The sequence below is a fragment of the Reyranella soli genome (genome assembly GCF_007992495.1).
Lineage (GTDB): Bacteria > Pseudomonadota > Alphaproteobacteria > Reyranellales > Reyranellaceae > Reyranella > Reyranella soli.
Genome location: NZ_BKAJ01000165.1, coordinates 1 through 26190 on the forward strand (window position 1 = coordinate 1; position 26190 = coordinate 26190).

Genomic DNA, 26190 nt, shown 5'->3' on the forward strand with positions numbered 1-26190 from the left:
GCCATATGGGCGCTCGAAAATGGTTACGGCGCTGATAACCCGCATCCCGAGCTGCCACCGCTTGAAGCTAGCCTTCAACCGCTAGAGGCCACAACAACAAGCATACTGATGCGCGCTGCTGCGACGCCATCGTCATAGATCGTCTATTTGGGGTGGGGCGGTGTGGTTGGGCTGCACCGATCCCGCCCAGCAAGGCTCGCGAAAGCCAAGGCAACACCGGAGGGCGCTTGCTCTCGCTCTGCGCAAGGCCAGGCTCAAGCGCCTGTTCCGGCGCAAGGTTGTCGGCTTGCTCTACAGCGATCACGTCGTCCGCAATGGCCCTCAGTTCCGGGCACAGGCCTGCAAGCTCGGCCTCGAGGGCGCCATCTCCAAGCGGCCGATCGATCGCATGTGCCGGGTGACCGTGGGATCTGGGTGAAGTCCAAGTGCTTAAACCGCGAGGAGTTCGTCGTCGTGGGCTGGACCGATCCCGAAGGCAGCCGGTCCAATCGGTGCGCTGTTGCTCGGCTACTACACCGAGGACGGCCACCTGCACTACGCCGGGCGCGCCGGCACCGGCATCACCGATAGGGAGCTGAAGCGCTTGGCCGGCGTGCTGGCGTTGCAGGTCAAGCGCATGCCGCTCGCCGAGCCGCCGCTGCGCGACAGCCGCTTCGGCTCGCCGCTCAAGCTGTCGCGGGTGCACTGGGTGCGGTCAGAGATGGTCGTTGAAGTCACCTATCTGACATGGACGGATGACAATTTGCTGCGGCCGGTCTCCTACCAGGCGCAGCGCGAGGATAATTGCCCATCGGGCCACCTGAAGGGTTCGCGTCGCAAGAGAGAAGCGATCCCGATCACAATGAGCTTTAGGTCGTCGATAGTCTGGCCGCTTGTGCTGTGCAGGTACACGCCGAAGGACCACTGCGTCAGCTGATTTCTTTTCGCTTTTGAAATGCTGATCAAATTGTCCTGTGTCAGCCTTCTGGCCATGCACTGAGCCCCCAATCGGCGTAATGTAGCGAAGCTAGAGACGACCGTGAAGAAGTGGGGCTCGTAGCAACTTACGCGCTAACAGGCGCAGAGGTCTCTGTATCGGGAAGCATAGCGTTGCGCCGATCGCGCAAGGCGGCGGCGGATGCCATCACCTTTGCTAACGCAGGAGCGGCACTGCCGGGTATCAATTCGGGGGGTCAACTTCTCAGATGGTGGAAAAACCCAATGATTTCAATGCAGTATGCCGGAACGGAAGACCGTCAGTTCGCGGGGTTGTAAAAGCGGCCGGGTGCCGTCACCAGGAACCAGTTCGCGCCGGGTAATGGTCCGGGGGCGGTCCCTCAAAAGCGGAAAAAAACTCAATATTTTCAACAAGGTATGGCGGAGGATTGGAAACCGAAATCCAACGTTCTCCGCCTCTTGCAGAGATCGTCGAAACCTCCCCCGCGTCGCCGGCCTAGACGACAAATGCGCTGGGTAACACTTCGGTGACGATCCAAGAACTTCCTCATATGCCACCGCCTGCCGTCTTTTTGCACTTCGAGCGCGGCTCGAAAGGTGGTCGTAAGCTTTTCCGAGCATTGTTGCAGTGGCTGGGTGGCAACACTCCAGCTGGTGGCCGCCCTCCCTCCTCCCTTCATCTCTTGGGGGGTGACCTACTCCCTAGACGGCGCGAGCGCCTCCCTGGCCTCGCGCCCCTTTTGTGCCTGCCGAGCACCGCTCAACAGGACAGTCTGCCGCGGTGCGTGCCGGTGGTGGGCCACCGTTTGCCCAGCGCACCCGCCGGGCTCCACTCCCGTTGGCGCTGCTTGCGCCGTTACCCGCAGCGCTGCCGATAACACCGCCACCGCCAGAACCTGCTCTGCTACCGGCACGTCGATCTTGACTGCTAAGACTGTCACGAAAATGAAATGATCGCTATGATGCGATAAGCACCTGTGCACCCGGAGAAGTTCAAGACATGCCGGAGCGCAACCCACGCGTAATAGCCGAGATATTACTGGCACAGCTTGGTGCCTCGGCGTTGCCACACGCGCGACGACGGCTGGATGAGCTCCGCGCGGAACACGACGCGTCAGCGGAGCAGGTGTGGGTGGAGATAATCGGCGAATTAACTCAGTTGACCGACGAATTTTGGAATAGAAAGGTGCACTAAATCTCCGATTCACGCCGTCAGGCCTTCGTTCGTCCGCGACTACGCCGGCCTTTCTATTTCTGCAACAGCCTGGCCTTCTCTAGTGATGACTCGAATTGCGAAGTCAAATCGATCTATATCAAGCGCAATCTCGAGGTCACGTGGGTGAAAATGCGGCCGCGCCGGATCGCCAAAACGCTCGGCCTCTTCGCTCGCCAAGATCAAGGCGCGGACGGCTTCAGCGTTTGCGCGCTTCCCTTGGAGAAGACTACGCAAGTACATGGCACATAACTCGTCTTCATCGGCTCGCGAGACGGCGTTGTTCCCCATCGCCACGAGAGTGATGAAATCAGGTGTCCCAGTTCGCAATGCCTTTGCGGTAGTGCTCGCGACAACTAGCGATGCCGCATACATGCGTTCGGCCTTTTCGGCGAGAACGATACCCTGTGTGCCTGCGCTTGTGCGCTGAATGACGGCTTTCCCTCGAAACTCGGCACCAGAGACCTCGAAAGGCGAGTTACCGAAGTCGAAGCCTGGCGGAGCCCGGCCGCCGACCTCCCCCATGCAAACCTGGCCAATGCCATTAGTGCGCAACGCCAGGGCTTCCTCGAGAGTGCCAACCATAATGATGCGCGATGCGCCATTCGCCAAAGCCACTGCGGCAGTTGTAAAGGCGCGAAACACATCGATGATGGCCACTCGTCCAACAGCCTGCTTGGCGCCCTCAGCAAGACTTCGTATGACAACTTCCATAGGACTTCCCTAAAACCTCCGTACCGTTGATAATTGGTGGCAGTCGCCGCGGCTTTCGACATCCACTGACTGATTTAAATGGGACATCGACGACGGGCAGTCGACTTCTTCTCATGGACGACCACCACGCGCTTCGCGGACAACGAACTTTGCGACCTTGATGTCTTCAGCCGAATAAACGTTCCTGTTCATTCGCCACCGTACATAGTTAATAAAATTCTTCGTCGATGGGCGGCGGCCGTCCTCTTCGATTACCACCGGGTAGGAGGCTGCCAGCCTGTCCCTTATGAAAACATCGACAATTCTCCGCATCGCCTCACTCCAGCGCGGTACGCTCCGTCTAGGCAAGCCTACCATTCCTGAGGAGTGAGCAACCTGCTTCTTGAGACACGCCGGTGCCCCAACCTGCGCGACGCCTAGTGGATGTGGCTGTTCCCTGGATTGCTGCTGATCAAGGCAACAACCGGCGTGGCGCTGACCTGCCAGGGCGCCCCCGAGCTGTCTCGAATGATGGCAATGTCCGACCTTGCCCCTATAGTCACGGGCATGGATTTGCCTAGATGACTTCGCACGGATCTAAATTAGCCATGGTTCGAACGCCCCTTTTTGCACGGCGCCGCGCATTCTTGTCCGGCGCAGTCGCGCTGGCAGCGCCGACACGCGCCGTCGCGCAACAACGTCGCTTCACAGTCGGCTTCGCCAACATCACTAACGATCCCGGTGCACGGCTCGAAGGTCTCGGTTTTTCGGGTGAGGAGGTTCGGTCGAGCTTCGTGCTCGGCGCACGCGGCCTGCCGATCGACCTGGTGCTCTATGACAATGCCCGCGAACCAGCGAAAACCATCGCCAACGCCGAAGATGCCATACAACGCAAGGTCGACCTGTACATTCAGTACTGCGACGACCAGGCGGCAAACGACGAAGTCGCCCGACGTCTGGCCGCCGCGCGTATTCCCGTCCTGGCGGTGAATTATCCGGTCGGCAACGCACCTCTCTACGCCGCGGACAATCGCGTGGCCGGCCGCATCGCCGGCGAGGCGTTGGGCAAATTTGCACTGACGACGTGGCCCGGGCGCGTCCTTGCCGCGGCAATCCTGGGCACCGTCAAGGATCCCTCGAAGGCTGTCCAGGCTCGCATCGTCGGGATCACCGAGGGCATGAATCGGCATCTTCCGAACGTCGCGCCGCTCCAGCTCGACAGCGGCGGCAATTTTCTCGAGGCACAGGGGCAACTGCGGCGCTTCATTGCCAAGGAGAGCGGCGCGCAGATCCTGGTGGCAACGCTCGACGATGCCACGGCCCTTGCGGCAAAAATCGCCGTCGAGACGGTGGGCCGGGTGCCCGACACCGTGATCGTCAGCCAAGGCTGCGACCCTTCAGTCCGCGGCGGCGCCAGCTCCAACAAGGTGATCCATCCGAACAACCGCAACAGCGTCGTGCTCGGTTCGGTGGCGTATTTTCTCGATCGCTATGGCCGTGATGCCCTGCCTCTGGCCTGGAAGATGCTGCAGGGCGAGACCGTGCCGGCACGCGCGTTCACCAGCCATGTCCTGGTGACGGCAAGCAACGTGTTCCGAATTTATCCTCCGATCGACATGAACTGACCCTGCGGTCCACCTCATCGAGGCTTCAGTGGCGCAAGACCGTAGCGCAGGACCGCATTGCTCTGTTCACCGTCACGCTCCACGAGGCCGAGGAGACTGACGGAGTCATCCGAGGCGATGGCAACGGTCGGATAGAGGCCGAACGAGCTGAACTTGCCGCCGTCCATCAGCGGTTCGCCCGACGAGAGAACGCGCGCCACCTTCCCGTCGGCTGTCATCAGGAAGACGCCATCGGCAACAGGCCCTTTCTCGGTGCCAGCGACGAAGGCCACGGCGCCGGTATGACTCATGGCTGGCCAGGCGCCGAAGGACGAATAGACGCCGCCGCCTGGGGCCGGCTGCCCTTTCGCCGCGATTGTCCGCCGGTCGGCACCGTCGGCAATGAAGATGCCGAAATCCGGCCCTGTTCCCTTGGTGAAGGCGCCGAAGGCAACGCGACCGGAATCGTCGAAGCCGATCCTTTCGGAGAAGCGGGCGAAGATGCCGCCTGTCGGCGCCGGATCGCCCGTGCCGACGAGCAGATGCATGGGCGCTTCGGCCGGAGCGACGAAGATGGCGCCGAGCGCCGGACCCAGCTTGACGATGGCTGGAAAGGCGACGGCCCCCTTGTCGTTGACGATCGGCGCGCCGAAGCCCGTGAAGAAACCGCCGCCCGGTGCCGGCTCACCGGTTGCAGCGACTTTTGTAAGCTGATGGACGGCACCCACTTTCCGGGCGACATAGACCACCTCGATGGTCTCGCGCCCGTGTCGCACCCAGGCGAGAAAGGCCACATCACCGCGACTGTTGAGCGACACGGCCTCGAACTCGACGAAAACGCCAATACCGCCGAGGATGACCGGCGCCTTCATGCCCGAAGAAGCGATTGTCCGCAGCTTGCCTTCGCTGGCGAGGAACACGCTGGCCGCACCCCGGCCGCCGCCCAGCGTGGCGGTGAAGGCGATGTCGGCGGCATCATTCATGACCGGGGCGGGCCGTTCGCCGAAGCCGGCGATCAGCTGACCCATTCGATCCGGAACGGGATCCCCGGCGACCGCGATGCGCGCGATCTTCCCGTCGGCCTTGGCGAGAAACAGCCCCTCCTCCGACGCGCTCCGGTGAATGGTGGCGTAGAAAGCGGTCTCGCCCCGGTTGTTGGCAGCCAGGACCATGGTCATCAGCTCGAGGCCGAAGCGGTCGAAGATGCCGTTGATGCCCACGGGCTCACCGGTCATGGCCAAGACGCGCAACCCGACCTGCCGAGGTCCCGCTGGCGCTTCCGGTTGCGGCGTGGCGGACAGGTTTGTGACCTCGAGGGATGGCGCTGAGGCCACCACCGCCTCTCGTGGCGGCGTCAGGATCACCCAAAGCACTCCTGCCCATAACGCGCCGATGGCCACAAGCGCCATGCCCAAGCGGCGGCTTGTCGGGCCGAGGATCGAGCTCGTCGGCCAGGAGTCCCGGGTTGATTGTCGCCAAGCCGCCCGCATGCGCATGGTCAGTTCTTCAGCATTGCCGCTTTGAGCGTCGAAACGTTGTGCCTGATCATTTTCAGGTAGGTGTCGGCATCGCCGCCCGGTTTCGACAGGGCGTCGGAATAGAGCGTGCCGCCGACGGTCGCGCCAGCTTCCCGCGCGACCCGCTCGATCAGACGTGGATCGTTCATGTTCTCGATGAAGATCGCCTTCACCTTCGTCGTGCGGATTTGCTGGATCAGCCGGGCGATGTCCTCTGCCGAAGGATCGGTATCGTTGACCATGCCGCGCGCCGGTGTCATCTCGATGTCGTAGGCGCGGGCGAGATACTCGAAACCGTCGTGAGAAGTGATAAAGCGCCGCTTCGAGCTCGGTATGGCCGCGAGTTCGCTCCTCGCCCAGGCGTCCAGCGCACGGATCTCCTGCGCGTAGCGCTCCGCTTGCGCCCGATAGACGGCGGCGTTCGGAGGATCGAGCCGGGCCAGTCCCTCGGCGATGTTCGCCACGTAGATGAGACCGTTGGCGGGGTCGTGCCAAGCGTGCTGATCGGTCTGCGGGCCCTTGACGGCGCCCCGAGGTCGGTCGTCGATGATGACATTCGCTCCCTGCGAGGCGACGAGCTTCGTGCCCCGGAACGGCGCCCGCTTCAACAGGGTTTCGGCCCAAGGCTCGAACCGAGGATTGAGGCCGTTCATGACGAACAGTCGCGCATCGGCGACGGCCCGCGCGTCAGCCGCCGTAGGCTGATAAAGCTCGCAATCCGCGTCGCCACCGACGATCGTCGCCAATTGTACCTTGTCGCCGGCGATGCGGCCGACCATGTCGCCCAACACGCTGAAGGTCGCGACCACTTTGGCTCGTTCCGCGGCTTGAGCGTGGGTCCCGGCGAGCGCCAGCAGCGTCGTGAGGAAATGTCGCCGGGCAAGACGGACACGCATCACTACCCCTCCTTCAGATTGGCCTGGTTGCCTTGAGTGCCGTCATCAGGATACGGCTTGCCGGAACGAGAGTTGAAGCGGCGTAGATGAGCGCCGCGGCACAGGCGATCGCCGGCCCCGACGGCACGTTGAGATGGTAGGACGCGAGCAATCCGGCATAACCGGCCACGATGCCAAAGCCAATGCTGAGGCCGACCAGCGGACCAATGCGCCGCGCCCAGCAGCGCGCTGCCGCCGGCGGCAGCAGCAGCGGCACGCCGGCGAGCAGCGTGCCGAGCGCCTGAAAGCCAGCCACGAGATCCAGCACGATAAGAACGAGAAATATGGCGCGGTAAGCAATGTCGCTGCCGCCCGTGGCGCGCAGGAAGGCCGGGTCGAATGATTGAATCGCGAGCGGCCGAAAAATGAAAGCCAGCGAAGCGACGACGATGCTCGCGATGGTGACGATCAGTACCAGCGCCGGGACATCGATCGCAAGAACCGTGCCCAGCAGCACGTGCATGAGATCAACATTGGTGCCGCGTAGCGACACGACGAGGACACCCACGCCGATCGACGCGGTATAGAACGCGGCAAGGCTTACGTCCTCGCGCTGTTCGCCGAACCGCGTACCAATCATCATGAAAAGGACCATGGCGAGGCCAGTGATGAGACCGCCAATGCTCAGCACCGCAAGCGCGCTACCCGCGAGAGCGAAACCGATCGCTGCGCCCGGCATCACCGCATGCGAGAGGACGTTGCCGAAAAGACCCATGCGCCGCAGCAGAAGCAACGTGCCGAGCGGGCCGCTGGCAACCGCAAGCGCAATGCAAGCGACCAGTGCGGTTCGCATGAAGGCGTATTCGGCGAAGGGAACAACGAGGATGGACCAGAGGCTCATGTGGACCGCTCACCGCGAGGACGGCATCGCCGGACGCGACCGCGCTCTGGTTCCGGGCAGTGCGGCTAAACCGGCCTCGAGGAGCTTCTCCGGCGTCAGTGCCGTCACCGTTTCGCCCCAGGCGATTACCTTGCGCGCCAGCAAGAGGGTCGCCGGAAAGATCGCCAGGACCTGATCGAGGTCGTGCAGGGCGACCATCACCGTACGGCCCTCGCCATGCCAGTGTTGCATGAGCCTCAGCAGCTCGTCGCTCGTGGCGGCGTCGACGCCGGCGAACGGTTCGTCGAGAAGGACGATCGCCGCATCCTGCACGATGACGCGGGCGAACAGGGCGCGTCGGAATTGGCCCACCGAGAGCTCGCCGAGCATGCGACCGGCAAGATCGTCGAGGCCGACGGCCTGTAGGGCGCTCATGGCATGCAGCCGCAGTTCCATCGGGACACGTCCCAGAACGCCAATCCTTGCCCAGCCTCCGAGCGCGGTGAATTCAAGCACCGAGATCGGGAAATCCCGATCGATGGAATCGCTCTGTGGCAGGTAGGCGAGATCGGCAGGAACTTCTGCACCGGTAATTTCAATCGAGCCGTGCCGCGGCGCGATAAGCCCGGCGATGGCGTGCAAAAGCGTGGTCTTACCCGCCCCGTTCGCGCCGACTATTGCCGTCAGCGAGCCCGCGACAAAGACACCGGATACGGCCTCGACGGCGACGCGCTCACGATAGCCCACCGTGAGATCTCGCACTGTAACGCGCCCGTGCCTGCCGTTGCGCGGCTGGGATCCGGCTGCATCCCGATTGCTCGCTTCGCTCATCCGCTCCGCCGGTCCATGGCGCCTGTCTTTCCGGCCGCGGCGACGGTCAGCCAGGTTCGGGGCCCCCGAAGGGGCACCGGACACGGCTGCCGCCCTGCCATGCTTACGTCACTGTATGGCGTCGATCGCGACGAATGTTCCGGTCATGCCGACCGCCTTGGGTACGGTCATCGAGAAGAAGAACGTCCCACGGTTGCTGCTGGCGACTTGCGCCGCCATCAGATCGGTGCGCACGTTCTCGATAATATGAATGCCGTTGTCGGTGAGCAGCATCTGATGCACCGGAAACGCTTCGTTCTGGTCCTCGCTGGGGATCACCTCGAGGCCCCAGTTGTCCAAGCCGACAGCCACGATCTTCTGGTCGATCAGCCATTTCGCGGCAGCTTTGCCAAGACCCGCTTCGCCGCTGTTGTACTCGGTGTTCTTGGCGGGATGTTGCAGGAACAGATCACCCCAGCCGGTGTGAATGATCACGATATCACCTTCGCGCAGCGTCGTATTCGTTAGCTTCAGGCCGGCCTGCAGGTCTTCCGCAGTGATGACAGTTCCCTTGTCGATGCACGGTGAGCGGCAGTTGGCATTGGTCTTCAGCTTGTTGGCCTGCTGATAGACCTTGACCATGTCGATGAACACACCGCGCGTGGCAAACGGCTTCAGGTGCTCGAGCCCGAGCTTGGTCATGTTGTTCTGGTTGATGTTCTTTCCCATGGCATTCTGGTTGTAATAGCAGTCTCCCCTACCGATGTGTCCCATGCCATCGAGATGCGTGCCGACATGGCTCTGGCTGAGCCAGGTGTCTTCCATGTAGGTGAGATCATTCTTGCCGAGCGCCGCTCCTGGCGCGAGGCCGCCCGCCGTCAGCACCGACTTGGTGAAGCGTGACCCGAACAGCGGGACGCCATCGACCAGCGGGTTGGTCAGGCTGATGACCGTGCCGTCCTTGATCTCTGCTGCCGCGGCTTTCGTCACGGCTGGCGTGATGCGATTGCTGGCGCCCGTCTGGTCGTCCTTTCCGAACGGCGACGGTGGCACGGTCTTGGTGCAATCACTCTGTGCAAAAGCACTCGAAGCCATCGCGATGGAGGTCACGAAGGCGATTCCCGTCAGAGCTGACATGAGTCGCATGACAATCTCCTCCTGCTGTGCGCGACCGACGCCGCGCGCCCCGTTTGACAGGGTCTGCAACAAGGCTTGCCTACTGCCTGGGCAATGTCAACAAAACTGGCACACAGCCTGCGTCTTCGCCTGCATACCTAAAGCCTCGCCCGGATGGCGTGCATGACACTTCCGGTTTCACCTGCCAAAGGGCAAGATTGCATTACAGTCTTTTGCGCCTTCTGCAGGCCGCTCGGAAACACAGGGGGAGACGATGCGGTGGCGCTTCGGCGTGTCAACCGTGGTTGCAGGGTCAGCCCTTCTCTCCGTTCGCCCGGCGCTCGCCCAGGCGGACCCGCAGTCGCCGATCACCAATCCTTCACTCAGCATCACCGTCACCGCGACGCGGCTCGATGAAGCGCGCAGTTCCATCCAGCCGAGCCTCGGCGCCACGACCTACGCCTTCACGCCGCGCACGATCGACAACGTCCCTCTGGGCGAGAACACACCGCTGAACCAGGTGCTGCTGCGCGCGCCCGGCGTGGTGCAGGACAGCTTCGGACAGATCCATGTGCGCGGCGACATGGGCAACGTTCAGTACCGGCTCGACGGTGTGCAGTTGCCGGAGGGTCTGTCGCTGTTCAACAACGTCCTGGCCACGCGCTACGCGGCGCGGATGTCGTTGCTGACCGGCGCGCTACCTGCCCAGTACGGCCTGCAAACAGCGGGCGTGGTCGATATCACGCTCAAATCCGGCACCACCGATCCCAGCGCCGAGTTCTCCATCACCGGTGGCTCGCGCAATTACGCGCAGCCCGCCTTCTCCTACGGCGGTCGGTCCGGGAAGATCGACTACTTTGCGGCCGGCCAGTACATTCACAACGGCCTGGGCATCGACAATCCGACCTCGTCGTTCACGCCGATCCACGACGATACTGACCAGTGGTACGGTCTTACAAAGGTCACAGGTATCGTTGACGAGAACACGCGGCTTTCCTTCATCGCCGGCGGCGCGAGCTCGAATTTCCAAATCCCCAATAGCCCCTTCGTGGCCCCCAACTTCACGGTGAACGGGGTCAATAGCTGGAACAGCTCGATCCTCGATCAGCGCCAGTGGGAACAAACCTATTTTGCCGTCGCCTCGCTCCAGAAGAGCTACGAAAACCTCAATTTCCAGCTGTCGGCCTTCACTCGCTACTCCAGCCTGCTCTACCAACCCGATGCGTTTGGCGACCTGCTGTACAACGGCATCGCGCCGCGGACGAAACGCACGAGCTTCAGCACTGGCGTGCAGGGTGACGGATCCTGGAAAGTCACCAACGCCCATACGCTACGCGGCGGGTTCCTCGTGCAGCGCGAGCGCGCAACCAGCTTCACCCAGGGCAATACCCTCCCGCTGGTGCCTGAACCCGACGATCCGGACGGAGGCTTCGTCGCATCGGGCAATCCCGTCGGCTTCACCGATGGCTCGGACCTGACCGGCTGGACCTACGGTCTTTACATGCAGGACGAATGGCGGATCGCGCCAACCGTCACGGTGAATTTCGGGGCGCGTTTCGACGCCATCAACGGCGCCACTCAGGAAAACCAGCTGAGCCCACGCGTCAACGTGGTGTGGCAGCCCAGCTCAACGTTCACAGCCCGTATCGGCTATGCACGCTACTTCACGCCACCGCCGCTGCTGCAGATCAGCGCCGGGTCGATCGCGGCGTTGGCCGGCACCGTGGCCTTTCCCGAAGTGACGACCAGCGATCCTGTGAGAGCAGAGCGCGCCGACTATTTCGACGCCGGAGTCACAGCCACGCCCCTGCCCGGCCTGACGCTCGGCCTCGGCGCCTATTACAAGATCGCCCAGAACTCGCTCGACTTTGGTCAGTTCGGCGCGCCTGTCACGCGCACGTCGTTCAACTATGCCAATGTCATCATCAAAGGCGTCGAATTCACCGCCAGCTACGACGAGGGGCCCTGGTCGGTCTATTTCAATGGCGCGTTCGGCAACAGCATGGGCAAGAACATCAATTCTGCGCAGTTCAGCTTCGGTGCGGACGAACTCGCCTACATCGCCAACAATTACATCACCCTCGACCATACCCAGGGCTGGACTTTTTCAACCGGCGCCGCCTATACCTTCAACGCCGACAGGGAATGGGCGACCAAGGTCTCAACCGACATCCTTTTCGGCAGCGGCCTGCGCACCACCGTCGTCACGCCCAACGATCTGTCGCTGCCGAACTATGCCGTCGTAAACGCATCGCTGGTGCAAAAGATACCGATCGGTCTCGGCAAGGGAACGCAGCTGCGCTTCGACGTCATCAACCTGTTCGACAACCAGTATCAAATCCGCAACGGCCTGGGCATTGGCGTCGGCGCTTCCCAGTTCGGGCAACGCCAGACCTTCCTGCTGACGTTGGCACAAAAGTTCTGAACTCGCATTCGCACCAACAACGCCGGCACAGCACCTACGGCCGCGAGCACAAAGAACTACAAAGGCAGGCGAGACAGCGCACCCGGCCCAGAAACCGCTACCGGCGCCAGCACAAAAGTCTCATGGTTAAGCGTGGCCGCGATACCCACGGCAGGGGTACCTGCGAAGCCGGCGTGTCGAAACAACTTTAGTCAGCAAATAGATGGCAGCTATGGGGCTATCTCTGCTGCACCTGTCGTATAAGTGGAACCGGCCCGAAATCGGAGGCGGCCTGGCACTGATTTCCCTAGTCGTCGATGTACGCCCTGGCTTGGTCGTAGCTCTTGCATTCCGCGTACAGCTCGTAGTGACGCAGATTTCATCGCGGCCATAATGCGAAAGGTGATGCGTCCAAAGAAGAAGGGCGTTTTACCGCCCCCTCTTCTCCTTGGTTATATCACTTTACGGCAGGTAGGAGCGTGGCCGCACGCTCGCGATCTTCCTGCCGTAGGCTGTTCCTTCGGCGGTGTCGTTACGAAAGTGGAAGCCGATGTAGACACGCGAAATGGCGTTTTCGTCGGCGGCCTGCGTGAATGTCGTGTAGGACCGCATCACCGGCTTGTCATCCCAGCAAGTGTGGCCGAGCTCCATCGTTGCGCCGCAGTCTTTGAAGTTCATTTGGTCGGTGCCAAAGTAGCCCTTAAGCACCGCCGCACCCACGCCACCCTCGATGGAGTGGCCCGACGGGTAGGTCTGATCCGGTGGGGTCGGCATGAGCGGCACCCAATTCTTGTCGCCGTTGGCGTGGATCGCCGTCACTGGTCGCCACGCGTTGTAGAAGTTCTTGCCAGAGACCATGGCGAGATAGCCGTCCGCCTGGCCCATCTGCATGACGGCCATCAAACGGGCGCTGTCCCAGAGGTCGAGCCCCTTGTCGTTGGCAATCGTGTAGGCAATGCGACCCCACTTGAGTGGAGAGCTTTCATACCAGAACAACGCGATCTCGGTCTGCTCAGGTGTCCGGGTGGTCGGCATCGCCTTGCCGTCGCTACCCAGCCTCTTGACCTCCGCAAGGTCTTTCTTGAACTCGACACTGTCCACCTTGTAGGGCGGACCCGGCCGAAATTCTGAATGCTCTTTCAGCACAAAGGGCGCGACGACTTCCCATTTCTCGAAAGCAACGAATGGAAAGCCCGGTGTGCATTGATACTTGCCCGCTGGAGTATTGGCAGGCGGGCAGGTCTTGTTGATGTACGGTCCGCCGGTATCGGCGTTGTCGTTCGCCCGCTTGGCCAGGACCGCCTCGGCCGCCGCCTTGCCCAAGGCGATGCCCTTCTCCTTCGCGGCTTTCTCTTGGTCGGTTTCGCCCGGAATGACGGCCAGCGCCGCAGCATAGCTGCCTTCGATGACGGCCTTGGCATTCTCCAGGCACTTGGGGCTCGACAGCACTTCGGCCGGGATCTTGGCCGCTGTCGGAGCCATCACATGGTAGGCCGCGGCGGCGACAGCAGCGTTGGCCGACGTTCCGGCGTCGGCTTTCTTGTCGTAGGCGTAAGGCTGATACTTGCGCTGTATCGCGTTCAGCGCATCGTGGATCGCTAGATTGGCCATCGCGTAAGCGCGCGACTCGTGGAACGGGTTGCCAACCGGCGATTGGCAGGCGGCGATCATGGCCAGGCCCATGTTCTCATTCGCCCGGATGACCGCATTGTCGGCGAAAGCTGCCGTGGAAAGTACCAGTGGTGATACTCCAGCCAAGATGATGGCACGAATCGAATTCATGATACATCCTCCTGTTATCAGTTATGAGCAGATGCAGCGTGCAGCTGGTTGGCCGCTCACCGGCAGGGTTAAGCGACTACGCACTACTGACTGTGGAACGGATGGAAGAGACAAATGGCTGGTGGGTAACTAAAGCCCGGGTACCGCCGAGCTTCGCATATCCACCAGTCATCCGTTTCGCTGAGGTAAGTCCCCCTCGTGCCGCGCCTGAACTTTTGCTGTGTCGGCAAGTAGGTGATCACATTGCCGTCCTCGTAAACAAGGTCGGGCGAGATGCGGAAGCAGTCCTTAGGCCCACAACAATGCTGACCTATAGCCGACGTGTAGTCCGGGTTACGCTGAATCCAGTAGGCGTCGTCGTGCGCGAGACCAGATACCGAGAACAGGATGCACGTAGCCGCTATGGTCATAGTGAGCCGACTTTGCATCTAGCGCTCCCCCGCTGGAGGCTATGCAACGCAACCAACCACTAGTGCCTACGCGAAACGGCAGTCGACGAGAGCTTCTCACTTCGTGGGAAGCATAAGATGCTCGTACGGAGTTCCAGGCCACATGACGTAGGGCTTTTTCGGATCGGCCTTGGCGTCCCGTGGGTAGGACTGCATCATTGCCTTGGCTTCACTGCCGACAATCATCACATGCGGTCCGGTCTTCACCCAGTTGTTGTCCGGGGTCTCCTTGGTGGCATAGGGGTCGGTGTTGCTTGCCCCATTGTCACCGTTCAGCATGTAGATGAAGCCGAGTTTCTGCGGCGCTGGCCCTTTGCTCTGCCAGGCTTCTGCCCACTCCATGGCAGCCTTGTCAGCGCACATTGGGGCGCCGCCGGGATCCATGCAGGTCCAGCCATTGTTCCCCTGTTGAGCGAATCGCATAATCTCGTATCGCAGAGATCACGCTGCTGAGTGCCACTCGAGCTAAAAGCTTTCGCGTTCGCGTACGCCTCTTGGTTTCGATGAAATCTGGTGTTGGTCGGGTCGCCGTCCAAACATGGTTTCTTGGGCGATGGCGATCAGACCTCCGTAGAAGCGCAATGGAGGTCGCAATGAAACGCTCTTTGGTATTCCTGTTCTTCTCTGCCACCCTCGTCTCGATGGCCTACGCACAGCACGCCATGGTGGATGACAAGGAACTCATGACCAAGTTGAAGGACGCGTTCGCACATGCTGTTCATGCGCGATGTCAGCCAGCGTATGAAGCCATCGATTAGCAGGTAGGATGGCAAGAGAGAGCCGGCGCGCCGGCCCTCTCCCGTCTCCCCAATCGCCTTCGCTAAATGCCCACCGCGCCCGTCGCGCCGACATTGTCCCCTTGCTTGGGCGCATCGGCGACCAGCGCCTCGGTCGTGATCAGCAGGGATGCCACGGAAGCGGCATCCTGGAGTGCCGTGCGCACCACCTTTGCCGGGTCGATAACGCCGGCGCCCACCAGATCCTGGTACTGGCCGGTGGCGGCGTTGTAGCCCCAATCGTAGGTGTCCTTCTCCAGGAGCTTGCCCACAATCAGCGAGCCGTCCTCGCCGGCATTGAGCGCGATCTGCCGCGCCGGCACTTGGATGGCGCGGCGAATGATGTCGACGCCCGCGCGCTGGTCATCGTTGGCCGTGCTTACCTTGTCCAGCGCTTTGATGGCGCGCAACAAGGCGACGCCGCCACCCGGCAAGATGCCCTCCTCGACGGCCGCGCGCGTGGCATGCAGCGCATCATCGACGCGGTCTTTCTTTTCCTTGACCTCAACCTCGGTGGCGCCGCCGACGCGGATCACTGCCACGCCGCCAGCCAGCTTGGCCAGCCGTTCCTGCAGCTTCTCGCGGTCGTAGTCCGACGTCGTTTCCTCGATCTGCACCTTGATCTGCGCGATGCGGCTGTCGATGTCCTTCTTGGTGCCCGCTCCCTCGACGATCGTGGTGTTGTCCTTGTCGATCATCACCTTCTTGGCGCGCCCCAGCATCTGCAGGGTCACGTTCTCGAGCTTGACGCCCAGGTCCTCGGATATGTGCGTACCGCCGGTCAGGATGGCGATGTCTTCCAGCATGGCCTTGCGGCGATCGCCGAAGCCTGGCGCCTTGACGGCCGCGACTTTCAGTCCGCCGCGCAGCTTGTTGACCACCAGCGTGGCCAGCGCCTCGCCTTCGATCTCCTCGGCCACGATCAGGAGCGGCTTGCCTGTCTGCACCACGGCCTCGAGGACGGGCAGCATGGCCTGCAAGCTGGTGAGCTTCTTCTCGTGGATGAGGACGTAGGGATCCTCGAGCTCGACCCGCATCTTGTCGGTATTGGTGATGAAGTAGGGCGAGACGAAGCCGCGGTCGAACTGCATGCCTTCGACGACCTCGAGCTCGGTCTCCAGGCTCTTGGCCTCCTCTACCGTGATCACGCCGTCGTTGCCCACCTTGGCCATCGCCTCGGCGAGATGGCGGCCGATCTCCGTGTCGCCGTTGGCCGAGATGGTGCCGACCTGGGCGATCTCGTCGTTCTTCGTGACCCTGCAGGCGTGGTTCTTGAGATCCTCGACGACCGTCGCGACCGCGAGATCGATGCCGCGCTTGAGGTCCATCGGGTTCATGCCGGCCGCCACCGCACGGGCGCCTTCGCGCACGATGGCCTGCGCAAGAACGGTCGCGGTCGTGGTGCCGTCACCGGCAAGGTCGTTGGTCTTGCTCGCGACCTCGCGAACCATCTGCGCTCCCATATTCTCGAACTTGTCGGAAAGCTCGATCTCCTTGGCGACCGTGACACCGTCCTTGGTGATGCGCGGCGCGCCGAAACTCTTCTCGATCACGACATTGCGGCCCTTGGGACCGAGCGTCACCTTGACCGCATTGGCCAAAATATCGACGCCGCGCAGCATCTTCTCGCGCGCTTCCATCGAGAATTTCACTTCCTTGGCGGACATTGACCCAAACCTCCTTTCTGGGTGCGTTGAACGGTGGATGGTCTTCAGGCGGCGCGGCGCAGGCCCGACTTCTTGTCGAGCACGCCCATCACGTCGCTTTCCTTCATGATCAACAGCTCCTCGCTGTCGATCTTGACCTCGGTGCCAGACCACTTGCCGAACAGAATGCGATCGCCGGCCTTGAGGTCCATGGGCACGAGCTGACCCTGCTCGTTGCGGGCGCCCGGCCCGACGGCGACAACCTCGCCCTCCATGGGTCTTTCCTTGGCCGTGTCGGGAATGATGATGCCGCCGGCGGTCTTTTCATCGACCTCGATGCGGCGCACGACGACACGATCGTGCAGAGGGCGGAGATGCATGCAAATCCTCCTGGTGCAGAACAATGTGTGTCCAGCGGCGCGGCCGCCGGCCGATGGCGATTTGGAAATCCATGTGGGCGGCGTCAAGTTTCCGCCGTAAATTTTTTGCCATTCCGCCAGCCGCACGCCACCCGGCCGCGGAGGGTTAGGCGGCCTCGCGCGGCGCGGCGGCGACCGGCCTCGCGCCTCCGCTGCCTTCCAGCTTGAGCACCGCCTCTTCGATTTCCGACAGTCGAGACGCCGCAGCGTAGTCCGACTGCCGCTGCAAAATCAGGTGCAGGTCGAACGCCCAGTTCATCAAGATCGAGCGCTTCTCATTGACCGACAGGTCCGACCGCAGCACGACATCCATCGGCGCATCGCTCAGCTGGCGTTGCGCCTCCTCACCCCGGCTGGCTTGCGCCATGGCTTCGCCGTAGCTCTTCTCGAGCCGGCCCAGCCCCAAGTGCCGCAGCGTGCCGTCGGAGAAAGCGCGTTTGGCGATGTCGCGTTGGTCTCTGCGCGACTGCGCATCGTGATGGACGATCGTCCGCAGCCCCTGGCGTTTGGCATAAGCCAAGGCGGCGTCGAGGGTGGGGAAACTGAGAGCCAGCTGGCGCAGCGGGTCGCTGCCGCCGGTCCAGCCCATCAAGGGATCGAGGAATGGCGCGCTACGCGGTTCGAACTCCAGGCGCCACCTGGCCCCGCCGGGCGCGGAACTCATGGCGGACCGGCACGGCCGGTGGATATGCGCCACGGCATCGGCTGGAAACGCGGGCTTTGTGAGCGGCGCGTGGCGTCGGTTGTCATTCGCCGCCGCGGGACGAACGCCGGTTCGAAAGGCATGTGTTGCGGGGTTCTCCATGTTCTTCCCTCCCGAATGTTCCAAAAGGCCGCCGACGGATCAGGGCGGGGCCTGCGGCCGGTTTGGCCGCAGGGGTGCTCGCCACTATTCCTCGGCGTCGCCAGATCAATGGTTGATGGCGATGCGTTTGGCCCTTGGCTGCGCCTCGGGGTTCTTCGGCAGGGTGACCGTGAGCACCCCGTTCTTGAAGCGCGCTTTGGCCTTGTCCGCCTGGATTTCGGCGCCCAGCGGAACGTGGCGCTCGAATCGGCCATAGTAGCGTTCGGATACTTGGCGATCCTTGTCCTCGGTCTCCGACCGCTTTTCGCCCTTCAGCGTCAGCATGCCATCTTCGATGAGAAGTTCGACGTCCTTCTCCTCCATGCCCGGCAACTCGGCGGTGACGGTGACCTCCTTGTCGGTTTCCGCAAGGTCGATCTGTGGCCATCCCCCGGCGAAGCCGGCGTTGCCCATCATCGGCAGGCGCATGTCGAAGTCGCGGAAGAAGTCGTCAAAGACACGGTTCATCTCGCGATGCAGCGAAAGGAAGGGGCTGCGATCGTCGTCGCGATAGGGAACGGGGGCCCGGTTGTTGCTGCGCCCCCAGGGAATGAGATCACGCACACTCATCGTTGGTCTCCTTGCATCTGGTTAGGTACAGAGGCCGGCAGCCGCGAAAGGGAGGGGCCTGGAATGCGGTAGGCACGGCTCTCTTCGGGCGACCGGCGGCAGGCGATCTAGGTGCTCGACATTCCGCGTCAAGGGCCTAAGCAAGCCTCATGGGACCCGGCTGACGTCGAGCGTTTCCCGTTCCGAGTCCAGCCACTCTTGAAGAGCGATGACCTGCTCGACCTGCAGGCGGCGCGGGACTTCAACGTCGAGCCGGTCTGGACCGAACCGCACCGTTGCGCCCTGCAAACCACGCCGTAGTGCAAATTCGTCCAGCCTGGTCTGGACCTCTCGGCGGTCCTCCTCGGACCACAACTGGCCCGCTGGGATGAAAGCCCACTTGAAGGCGCGACCGACCACTGTCCCGCTAGCGGTTTCTCTGACCTCGACATCCGATCGGGCAAGCGAGGCCGATGGGACGGACCGCAGTAGATTCAGGGCGGCCTCCAGCGCAGCCTCCAGTTCGCCCCGGTCCAACTCCTCGATCGCGCGGCCCATCCACGTCCTGTTCTTGCTCATGCACGGCTCCCAAATCCGCACGCGGCGCAAAATCTGCGATTTGTAGTGGAATGACTGGCTCTTCAAGGACTCGGGGGCAGGGCAAGGTCGTTGCGCGATCCGACGACGAGCTTCTCCTGCGGGCCATCGGCGGCCCGCCATCGCCGAGAGGGATGTATGCGACCGCGTTTTTTTTGACGTGGCGAGACCTTGACGTCTTGCCGGCTTTTCCTAGATCGACATCCGGCGGGCCCGGAAGGGCCTGCCTCGCACGGCCGGCCGCCCTGCGGGGGGCCGGTCGCAGACCCATCGCTCATGAGGAGGATGACAATGCGTACCGACTTCGATTTTGCTCCCCTGTATCGGGCCACCGTCGGCTTCGATCGCGTCTTCGACATGCTCGATTCGATGGCCGGCCAGCCCAGTCCTGGCGGCTACCCGCCCTACAATATCGAGAAGACGGCCGATGATGCCTGGCGCATCGTCATGGCCGTGGCTGGCTTCACCGAGGCCGAGCTCAACGTCACCCAGAAGGAGGATGAGCTCCTGGTCACGGGCAAGGGCCATCCCGACCGCAACGAAGGCATCGAGTACCTCTATCGCGGCATCGGCGGGCGCGACTTCGAGCGCCGCTTCCAACTGGCCGACCACGTCCGCGTGACAGCGGCCAAGCTGCAGAATGGCCTGCTTTCCATCGACCTGCAGCGCGAGCTGCCAGAGGAGAAGAAGCCGCGGCCGATCCGCATCGAGGCGCAGTCGACTCCGCGCACGATCAGCCAGCAGTAACTGTCCGGTGTGGGACCGGGCGCCGTCGGCGCCCGGTCCCACTGGCGCATTTCCAACAGGAGGTAGGGTATGACGACGCCGTCAGCCGCTTCCACGCTTGGCGATACGTGGAACCGGCGGCTCACAGAACACAGCAAGAGCTTCGAACCGCAGCCTATGCCCATGGCGATGCCGGCGGCGGTGCGGTTTTCGCCACCGTCGCTCGCCACTCTCGATCTGCCGCAGGGTAAGGTCCTGGTGGTCGTTGATGATGCCATCATGGCGCTCGACTTGCAGCGCTTGCTGCATGAGGCGGGTTACCGGGTCGTCGGTCCGGCGACCACGGTGGCCGAGATCCAGCGCATGATCCAGCGCGGAGACATCGACTGCGCCATTCTCGATCTCGACATCGACCGGCGAGCGCCGCTGCCCATCGCCGATCTGCTGGCCTTTGCCGATGTGCCCTTTATCTATCTGACGACGGGGGTGCTCGGGCCAGTGCCGTCGCGGCACAAGCAGCGGCCGGTAGTCGAAAAGCCCTTCACGCGAGAAATCCTGCTCGCGGCCATCGGGAAGGCGATGGAACGGCGGCGTCAGGTCGCCAACGACAACCGCTGGCCCGCTGGCGGATCGGCCGTCCCGTGGGAGAGGGTCTACCCGCCAATCTAACGCTTTCAGCGATACGTGGAGCGGCTGCGTCCCGTCGGAGCGGCCGCCTCCTTGTCGATGCTTCGCTCAGTTCGAGGAGGTGTTGTCGATGAAGATTGCCCAGGTCGCCCCGCTCGCCGAACGCTGCCCGCCGCGCCTATACGGCGGCACCGAGCGGATCGTTTCGTATCTCACCGAGGAACTGGTCCGCCAGGGGCACGACGTGACCCTGTTCGCCAGCGGCGATTCGCGGACTGCGGCCAAGTTGGTCCGCTGCTCCGGCATGGCGCTGCGTCTCAATGCGGCGGTGAAGGACCATATGCCCTACCACCTCGTGATGCTGGACGAGGTGCGCCGACGTGCCGACGATTTCGACGTCATCCATTTCCATATCGACTTGTTGCATTTCCCGCTCATCCGCGACATCGCCGACCGCACGCTAACGACGCTGCACGGTCGGCTCGACCTGCCCGATTTGAAGCCGTTCTATGCGGCGTTTCCGGAAATCCCGCTGGTCTCGATCTCGGACAGCCAGCGCTGCCCGATGCCTGCCGTGAACTGGGCGAGAACGATTCCTCACGGGCTGCCGCGCGACCTGCTGCCGTTCTCGCCGCAGCCCAAAGGCGACTACCTCGCGTTCCTCGGCCGCATCTCGCCGGAGAAGCGGCCCGATCGCGCTATCGAGATTGCCGCCCGTGCCGGTCTGCCGCTCAAGATCGCCGCCAAGGTGGACAAGGTCGACCGCCCGTACTGGGACATGGTGATCGCGCCGTTGGTAGCACGCCACGACAACGTCGAGTTCGTCGGCGAGATCAATGACGCCGAGAAGGCGTCCTTCCTGGGCAACGCTCGAGCGCTGCTCTTTCCGATCGACTGGCCCGAACCGTTTGGCCTGGTGATGATCGAAGCCATGGCCTGCGGCACTCCCGTGATCGCCTGGAACTGCGGCTCGGTGCCGGAGGTGATCGATGACGGCGTAAGCGGTTTCATTGTCGACAACGAGTCGGATGCTGTGGCTGCAATCGAGCGGCTTGCCGCGTTCGACCGCGCACAGGCGCGAGCCGTCTTCGAGCAACGTTTTACCGTTGAGCGGATGGCCGCAGACTACCTGTCTACCTATCGCGCCCTCGCCGGCGTGTGTCGCGATGCTGCCCGCCTGCGGCGCGCCGGAGGCGATCAGCAATCGCTGCAGGCTGTGGCGTAGCAGGCTTCAAGTAAGGGCACGCATCGCGCAGAGGGCCATACATGGAGAACATTGCACCCGCGCAGCGGCCACTCCCACGGCGGCTGGCAATCGTGGGCATGCACGCCGAGTCGATCTGCCTTCGCTGCGGCCTCTTGGTCCATGTAGTTCTCCCTCCAACTCGGCAGATGGCGACGGTCCGGCCGTAGCGGTCGTGGTCCTTCTCCTGGCAGACGACCGACCGACCTGCCGTCAGCGCCTGCAGCCTGGTCGCTGCCATTCGGCCCGCCGGCCAGCCATCGGGGCAGGTCTGGGCGAGCTCAGGAGCGTCGATGCCCCAGGGGCGATAGGTGACGCCGCCCTGGCTTGAGTGTGTCGCCGTCAGTGATGGTCTGAGCAGTGCAAGGCGAAGCAACTGCCAGAGCTGCCGCGAGCAAAAGAGGCTTGCCCATCGCAGTGCAGTCCGCTGCCTCAGCCGGCCTTAGCAGACTTGCGCGATTTGCGGCCGCTCAGCGCCTCGGCATGGCTCACCGCACCCATGGCCTTGACCATCTCGAAGATACGCTTGCGCACGCGGCCTTCGCGGATCTTGTAGTACGCCCGCACCAGCTCCAGCGTCTCGCGCTTAATCAGCGGATCCTTCTCCTGCTCGAATGGCGTGCCGGCCTCGCCAAAGCCTTTGCGCCCTGCCATCGGCCGGCCCGAGAGCGCATTGGCCGGCATTTCATCGAAGAAATAGGACACCGGCACATCTAGCACCTTTGCGAACTCATAAAGACGGCTCGAACCAATGCGGTTGGCGCCTCGCTCGTACTTCTGGACTTGCTGAAAGGTGAGGCCGACGGCGTCGCCCAACTTCGTTTGGCTCATGGCGAGAAGTGTTCGCCGCTGCCGCATTCGATTACCGACGTACGCGTCTACAGGATGAAATTTTGCCAAGCTTCGCTCCGGCTTTGGTTGTTAAGTGGCCTGATGCACGCTGCACCGTAAGGTGGTAGTGTTCTACCACATCACGACCGATTTGGGGGAAGCCAATGAGAGCACTGGCTTTGGTCGTTGCGTTGCTCAGCGTGCCCGCTTCTGGCGCCGAATACTCGCCGTGGCGAGTGGGGCCGCGCCTGATGAATGGATTGAACTAGCACAACCAGGAGACCGGTGCTGCAAGCGCTGGTAGCTTCTTCATTTCGTTGACGGCTCTCGGCACCCGAAGCGCGCACGCGATTGATGTTGGCTAGGTGCTTTGGCTGTCCTCCAAGGTGCCGGACTGACCGTTACCGCAAGCGCACTGGCCAGCCCGCTGCGCCCCCGTTCGAGTACAAGTTATTTCGCGAAATTGCGCCTAAGTTCTGTCAGCGCTATCGGCAGTTCCCCGCGATTGACTCCTGACCATGAATAGTGCGTCGCGGTATTCCTAGAAACCTCTCGCTCGCGAACAACACTGGTCGGGGAGCGCCAACGGTGGGTAGACTTGGCGCAGCCGGCGGCCATGACCTGCTCAATTTGGCACGAAAGACCCGATCATCATGCCGCCATCCGACTATACAAAAGCCAGCCGACAAACGGCAGCAACGCGCACCGTTTGGTGGTCATCGCAGCCCCTCGGCGGCGCTGGGGTCTTCTAGGCCGGCCGCGATGCGCAGGAACGTAATAGCGCGCGAGCGGTCGCTTGGCTGAGCATATGACGACGTGCCGTCTAGCCTGGTTTTGAAATATTGAGGCGCGAGGGCCCGGCCTACATCGAATGCAGTTCTGGCTTTGTCAATCTCGCCCGAACCGACCAGGCAGACGATGAGATTGTTGTGGGCAGGCACATAGGTGGCCATGTCGTTGAGCGCCCTCGCTGCCCAATCAACTCCCTCACGGTAGTTCTTGGCACCGAAACTGGCAAATGCCATTAGGCTATAAGCCATATGATTGCGCGCCTGACGCGGATTCAGACGCAGCACCTGCTTTCCATATTTAAGTGCCTGCTCGTGCTGACCTACTGCGGCTTCCAGAGTGCCAAGAAGGCGCAGCACAAATGTATCATTGGGGTTCAGTTCGTGGGCACGACGGGCGTCAACGAGGGCGTCTGGATAGCGATCCAGTTGACCGCTCAGAAGGACGATTATGGCTCTCTGCGCGAAGCTCATCGCGTTCGTACCATCGAGTTCCATCGCGCGCTCGACCGCCCGCGTGACTTCTTTCAGGGCATGCTCACGATCATCCGCGACCTGAGTGTACAGCGCATTTGAGTGGGCGACACACAGTGCATGCAGTGCCAGCACGCAGGACGGATCGATCGACAGAGCTTCTTTTGCCTCCCGAATAGCGATGTCCACAATCTCGCGATCGACCTTGTCCCTTCCCTCCAATGCGTGGGCGTATGCTCGAAGAGCGATTTCGTATGCAGTGAGGTTCTCGGGCCGTTGTCGGGCGGCCTTCAACTGCTCCGCCAGCTCGATCTGTGGCGCAATCGCAGCCACAACCGCCTGGGTGACCTCCTCCTGCACCGCAAAGACGTCCTCCAGCACGCGGTCATAGCGCTCCGCCCAGATGTGGTTGCCAGTAACACTATCTACAAGCTGACCAGTCACACGTATCCGATTGGCCGACTTGCGTATGCTGCCTTCCAGGACATAGCGAACGCCGAGGTCCCTGCCGACCTGCCGAACGTCCGGCGACTTGCCCTTGTATGAGAACGAGGAATTTCGGGCGATCACAAAAAGAGAATGGAAGCGCGACAGCTCCGTAATGATGTCCTCGGTTACGCCATCAACAAAATACTCCTGCTCCTGGTCACCGCTCATGTTCTGGAACGGGAGCACAGCTATCGAGGGCTTGTCCGGTAATGGGAGAGTTATTGGCGCGGATGCTATTTGGGCTGGATCGGCTGTACCGGCCTGCCAGCGCCAAACCTGGACTGGCCGAACGATGTTCTTGAGCAGTTGGGTGCCCCCGTCAACAAACGTGGCTTCGAGACGGTCGCGCACATCGTCATGCACGCGGCTCGAGATGCAGATGCCTCCCGAAGGAGCAATTTCCTGGAGGCGGGCGGCGATGTTCACGCCGTCGCCGAAGATGTCGTCGCCCTCAACGATGATGTCGCCCAGGTTGATGCCGATGCGAAAGGCAATGCGCCGGTCGTCGGGCACCTCGTCGCTGTGCTCAGCTATCAACGTCTGCACCTCGACGGCACACCGTACCGCGTTGACTACGCTCGGGAACTCCAGCAGCAAGCCGTCGCCCGTGGTCTTCACGACGCGGCCACCGTGGCTGGTGATCGCCGGGTCGACCACTTCCTGCCGCATTGCTTTCAATGCCGCCAGGGTACCGCTCTCGTCTCGGCCCATCAGCCTGGAGTAGCCGGCGACGTCAGCCGACACGATGGCGGCAAGGCGGCGCTGCTCGGTCATTCGGGTAGTCCCGCAAGTCGCAGGCCCTGCTTGTACTTTTCCAGGAACTCACGCTGGTAAGGGCCAAGGTGGTCTTGGAGCCGCGAGACGCGGAAGGCCGGATCAATCTGCTTGAGGGCGGCGGCAAAGCTCTGGGCTTGATCCATCCTTCCAGCCAAGGCCGCACTGGCGGCACCGATCCGATACGCCGGATGGGCTTTCGGATTGTCTCGCACATGGCCCTCGGCACACTGCAGAGCCTCCTCGTGCCTATTCAGGAAGAAGTACGCATGCGCGAGACCCGAACGCCTGCCGCCGGCGATGCCCAACGGGTCGTGCCGGATCGAACGCAGCAGATGCTCGATTGCCGTGGTTGGATCGCCTGACCACAGATGGATCCAGCCGCTGTAGGTCCAAGCGCCGGCCAAGTTGGGATTTAGTGTCAGGGCACGGTCGACCTGCTCGCGCGCGAAGGCCAGATCGCGCAAGACGTAGGCGATGGCGTAGCCAGTGTGGCCGAGGGCAACCGCATCGTCTCGGCCAATGAGGACGGCGCGGGGGACGAGCCGTGCAACTTCGGCCCGGTCGCTCGCGGTGTGGTCGAAAATTCCCCAGCCTGCGCGATTGGCAAGGCAGGCGAGCAGCCTCCCCAGCGCAGACGAGTTTTCTGGGTCAAGCTCCAGGGCACGTCTGAACAGGCCAATCACCTCGTCGAAGTTCTCCCTGGAGAGGGTCTGGAACAGCGCCAGCCCCCTTAGGTAGCAGTCGTAGGCGCCGAGATTTTCTGCCGGCTTGCGCCTTACCCGCTCTATCTCAGCCCGCTCGACGCTGGGAGTTAAATGGGCGATGACCTTTTCGGTCACGACGTCCTGCAAGGTGAAAACGTCCTCAAGTGCCCCGTCGAACCGATCTGCCCATAGGTGATTGCCGGTGTCACTCTCGACGAGCTGGCCCGTTATACGAACCCGATTGGCCGCTTTCCTTATGCTGCCTTCCAGGACATAGCGAACGGCAAGATCCCGGCCTACCTGCTTGATGTCGACCGACTTGCCCTTGTAGGTGAACGATGAGTTGCGGGCGATGACGAATAGCGAGTTAAACCGCGAGAGTGCAGTGATGATCTCGTCGACAACGCCGTCCGCGAAGTAC

At 62.3% G+C, this 26190-nt stretch carries 24 protein-coding genes; 7 read left to right on the forward strand and 17 right to left on the reverse strand.

Annotation, left to right across the window (positions count from 1 at the left end):
• The first annotated feature begins 487 nt into the window (after window positions 1–487).
• Window positions 488–916, forward strand: coding sequence for an ATP dependent DNA ligase (locus tag RSO01_RS37965; protein WP_281291592.1), 429 nt, complete (start codon window positions 488–490; stop codon window positions 914–916).
• Between the two features lie 1254 nt (window positions 917–2170).
• Here RSO01_RS37965 and RSO01_RS37970 read toward each other — a convergent pair.
• Window positions 2171–2863, reverse strand: coding sequence for a 2-phosphosulfolactate phosphatase (locus tag RSO01_RS37970; RefSeq protein WP_147155794.1), 693 nt, complete (start codon window positions 2861–2863; stop codon window positions 2171–2173).
• Between the two features lie 587 nt (window positions 2864–3450).
• Here RSO01_RS37970 and RSO01_RS37975 point away from each other — a divergent pair.
• The gene (locus tag RSO01_RS37975) at window positions 3451–4467 is read left to right on the forward strand and encodes a sugar ABC transporter substrate-binding protein (protein ID WP_170303669.1); all 1017 of its coding nucleotides are present in this window, start codon (window positions 3451–3453) and stop codon (window positions 4465–4467) included.
• A 14-nt stretch (window positions 4468–4481) separates the two neighbouring features.
• Here the strand turns inward: RSO01_RS37975 and RSO01_RS37980 are convergent, their stop codons facing one another.
• The 5 genes from RSO01_RS37980 to RSO01_RS38000 all read right to left on the reverse strand — a co-directional run bounded on the left by RSO01_RS37980 (window position 4482) and on the right by RSO01_RS38000 (window position 9737).
• A complete protein-coding gene (locus RSO01_RS37980; RefSeq protein ID WP_147155796.1) occupies window positions 4482–5681 on the reverse strand; it encodes a DUF7453 family protein in 1200 nt (399 codons plus the stop codon).
• A 263-nt stretch (window positions 5682–5944) separates the two neighbouring features.
• Window positions 5945–6859 carry a metal ABC transporter solute-binding protein, Zn/Mn family gene (locus tag RSO01_RS37985; protein ID WP_147155797.1) on the reverse strand — a complete coding sequence of 305 codons (915 nt, stop codon included), beginning with the start codon at window positions 6857–6859 and terminating at the stop codon, window positions 5945–5947.
• A 13-nt stretch (window positions 6860–6872) separates the two neighbouring features.
• Window positions 6873–7739: a metal ABC transporter permease gene (locus tag RSO01_RS37990; RefSeq protein WP_147155798.1), complete on the reverse strand. Its 867-nt coding sequence runs from the start codon at window positions 7737–7739 to the stop codon at window positions 6873–6875.
• Between the two features lie 9 nt (window positions 7740–7748).
• Complete coding sequence (locus RSO01_RS37995) at window positions 7749–8549, reverse strand: metal ABC transporter ATP-binding protein (RefSeq protein WP_147155799.1); 801 nt, start codon at window positions 8547–8549, stop codon at window positions 7749–7751.
• A gap of 108 nt (window positions 8550–8657) precedes the next feature.
• Window positions 8658–9737, reverse strand: coding sequence for a cyclase family protein (locus RSO01_RS38000; protein ID WP_147155800.1), 1080 nt, complete (start codon window positions 9735–9737; stop codon window positions 8658–8660).
• 181 nt (window positions 9738–9918) lie between these two features.
• On the opposite strand from RSO01_RS38000, the gene RSO01_RS38005 reads away from it, so the two are divergent.
• A complete protein-coding gene (locus RSO01_RS38005; RefSeq protein ID WP_147155801.1) occupies window positions 9919–12069 on the forward strand; it encodes a TonB-dependent receptor in 2151 nt (716 codons plus the stop codon).
• Window positions 12070–12510: 441 nt separating this feature from the next.
• Here the strand turns inward: RSO01_RS38005 and RSO01_RS38010 are convergent, their stop codons facing one another.
• Window positions 12511–13830, reverse strand: a complete 1320-nt coding sequence (locus tag RSO01_RS38010; RefSeq protein ID WP_147155802.1) for a vanadium-dependent haloperoxidase — start codon at window positions 13828–13830, stop codon at window positions 12511–12513.
• A 506-nt stretch (window positions 13831–14336) separates the two neighbouring features.
• Window positions 14337–14663 (reverse strand): hypothetical protein, encoded by a 327-nt coding sequence (locus tag RSO01_RS38015; protein ID WP_174825983.1) that lies wholly within the window; start codon window positions 14661–14663, stop codon window positions 14337–14339.
• 209 nt (window positions 14664–14872) lie between these two features.
• On the opposite strand from RSO01_RS38015, the gene RSO01_RS47885 reads away from it, so the two are divergent.
• Window positions 14873–15037: a hypothetical protein gene (locus tag RSO01_RS47885; RefSeq protein ID WP_170303670.1), complete on the forward strand. Its 165-nt coding sequence runs from the start codon at window positions 14873–14875 to the stop codon at window positions 15035–15037.
• 62 nt (window positions 15038–15099) lie between these two features.
• On the opposite strand, the gene groL is transcribed toward RSO01_RS47885, so the two are convergent.
• The 5 genes from groL to RSO01_RS38040 all read right to left on the reverse strand — a co-directional run bounded on the left by groL (window position 15100) and on the right by RSO01_RS38040 (window position 19092).
• Entirely contained in the window at window positions 15100–16722 is a 1623-nt protein-coding gene (gene groL / locus RSO01_RS38020) for a chaperonin GroEL (protein WP_147155803.1), read from the reverse strand.
• 44 nt (window positions 16723–16766) lie between these two features.
• Window positions 16767–17081, reverse strand: coding sequence for a co-chaperone GroES (locus RSO01_RS38025; RefSeq protein ID WP_147155804.1), 315 nt, complete (start codon window positions 17079–17081; stop codon window positions 16767–16769).
• Between the two features lie 145 nt (window positions 17082–17226).
• Window positions 17227–17925 carry an NADH dehydrogenase ubiquinone Fe-S protein 4 gene (locus RSO01_RS38030; RefSeq protein ID WP_147155805.1) on the reverse strand — a complete coding sequence of 233 codons (699 nt, stop codon included), beginning with the start codon at window positions 17923–17925 and terminating at the stop codon, window positions 17227–17229.
• Between the two features lie 105 nt (window positions 17926–18030).
• Window positions 18031–18534, reverse strand: coding sequence for an Hsp20/alpha crystallin family protein (locus RSO01_RS38035; protein WP_147155806.1), 504 nt, complete (start codon window positions 18532–18534; stop codon window positions 18031–18033).
• A gap of 147 nt (window positions 18535–18681) precedes the next feature.
• Window positions 18682–19092: a hypothetical protein gene (locus RSO01_RS38040; RefSeq protein ID WP_147155807.1), complete on the reverse strand. Its 411-nt coding sequence runs from the start codon at window positions 19090–19092 to the stop codon at window positions 18682–18684.
• A 309-nt stretch (window positions 19093–19401) separates the two neighbouring features.
• Between RSO01_RS38040 and RSO01_RS38045 the strand changes: the two genes are divergently transcribed.
• The 3 genes from RSO01_RS38045 (at window position 19402) to RSO01_RS38055 (ending at window position 21688) form a co-directional block, all read left to right on the forward strand.
• Entirely contained in the window at window positions 19402–19857 is a 456-nt protein-coding gene (locus RSO01_RS38045; RefSeq protein WP_147155808.1) for an Hsp20 family protein, read from the forward strand.
• 69 nt (window positions 19858–19926) lie between these two features.
• On the forward strand, window positions 19927–20505 hold the full coding sequence (locus RSO01_RS38050; RefSeq protein ID WP_147155809.1) for a response regulator: 579 nt from the start codon (window positions 19927–19929) through the stop codon (window positions 20503–20505).
• Window positions 20506–20593: 88 nt separating this feature from the next.
• Complete coding sequence (locus RSO01_RS38055) at window positions 20594–21688, forward strand: glycosyltransferase family 4 protein (protein ID WP_147155810.1); 1095 nt, start codon at window positions 20594–20596, stop codon at window positions 21686–21688.
• Here the strand turns inward: RSO01_RS38055 and RSO01_RS50070 are convergent.
• The 4 genes from RSO01_RS50070 to RSO01_RS38075 all read right to left on the reverse strand — a co-directional run.
• Complete coding sequence (locus RSO01_RS50070; RefSeq protein ID WP_170303671.1) at window positions 21597–22082, reverse strand: thermonuclease family protein; 486 nt, start codon at window positions 22080–22082, stop codon at window positions 21597–21599. The two genes, RSO01_RS38055 and RSO01_RS50070, sit on opposite strands and share 92 nt — an antisense overlap.
• A gap of 56 nt (window positions 22083–22138) precedes the next feature.
• Window positions 22139–22606, reverse strand: a complete 468-nt coding sequence (locus tag RSO01_RS38065; protein WP_246159095.1) for a helix-turn-helix domain-containing protein — start codon at window positions 22604–22606, stop codon at window positions 22139–22141.
• A 647-nt stretch (window positions 22607–23253) separates the two neighbouring features.
• A complete protein-coding gene (locus RSO01_RS38070; RefSeq protein WP_147155811.1) occupies window positions 23254–25062 on the reverse strand; it encodes an adenylate/guanylate cyclase domain-containing protein in 1809 nt (602 codons plus the stop codon).
• On the reverse strand, window positions 25059–26190 hold a 1132-nt coding region (locus RSO01_RS38075), incomplete at its 5' end, for a tetratricopeptide repeat protein (protein ID WP_147155812.1). The genes RSO01_RS38075 and RSO01_RS38070, both read right to left, overlap by 4 nt.